The sequence below is a fragment of the Comamonas testosteroni genome (genome assembly GCF_000761245.1).
GTDB classification, from domain to species: Bacteria; Pseudomonadota; Gammaproteobacteria; order Burkholderiales; family Burkholderiaceae_C; genus Comamonas; species Comamonas testosteroni_C.
On record NZ_AWOR01000115.1, the window covers coordinates 1 to 1,025 of the forward strand.

The 1,025-nt window shown below is 55.8% G+C and carries 1 protein-coding gene; it reads right to left on the minus strand.

All coding sequences use genetic code 11. From position 1 onward, the window contains the following. Nucleotides 1-104: 104 nt before the first annotated feature. Nucleotides 105-958 (minus strand): IS5 family transposase gene (locus P353_RS28665; protein WP_113707767.1). Its coding sequence is split into 2 segments (ribosomal slippage): nucleotides 105-602 and nucleotides 605-958, totalling 852 coding nucleotides; the frame shifts between segments, so codons are not numbered across the junction. Nucleotides 959-1,025 lie beyond the last annotated feature (67 nt).

Sequence of the window (1,025 nt, forward strand, 5' to 3'; positions counted from 1 at the left end):
TTAGCACATCAAGTAGGTGGACTGAGACGGAAGAAATAACCAGCGACTGGAATGTCAGCAGCGCTGCCAGCAGGATGAATATGCGATTGGTTAGTTTGCTGGAACTAGGCTTTGTACGAAAAGTATTGCCGCATGCAACGTAGGCTGCAGGCCAAGGTGACCATGGCTGCAAAGCTCTTGGCCAGCTTGTCATAGCGAGTGCCGATCCTGCGATTTTCTTTCAGCCAGCCAAACATCCGCTCAATGATGTTCCGTTGCCGGTATTTGGGCCGGTCAAACAGTCGGGGCAAGCCAGGTCGAGGTTTGCGCGGCATAGCGCGCAATGGGATTACCGGCTGCATTCGGTAACGGTCGCAGTACTGGCGCAGGTGCTCGGCATCGTATCCCTTGTCAGCCAGCAACCACCGGCTACGTTTACGCGGTCGTCCTGGCTTGCCAGCAATTCTTACAGCATCCAGCAGCGGCTGAGCGTGGGAGACATCACTGGCTTGTCCTGGTGAAAGCCTGAAATGCAATGGCACGCCATTGGCATCGCACACCATGTGAATCTTGGTGGTCAGACCGCCTCGACTGCGCCCGAAGGCATGGTCTAACGGTTCTTCAGGCCCCCCTTTTTCCCGGCGCCTGAAGAGGCTCGGGTTGCTCGTACTGCGGTGGAGTCGATCATCCAGGTGTCCAAGTCGATCAGTCCTTCCCGGTTCAGCCGAATATGCAGACGCTCCAGTACTCGCTCGAATGTGCCGTCGTCGCGCCAGTCACGAAAACGCTGATACACCGTTGACCAAGGCCCAAAGCGTTCAGGCAGGTCGTGCCAGGGAGCGCCCGAGCACAGGATCCACAGAATTCCGTGGAGAACCTGACGATCATCGTTGCGAGGACGGCCCATTTTCTGTTCTGGAGAAACCAAATCCTTGATCAGCTCCCATGACGCATCAGAAAGTTCGTAACGCCTTGCCATACGGGCCTCCAACCGGTCATGGCGGCAATTTTAGCCACAACGACTTTTCGTACAAAACCTAATTCGC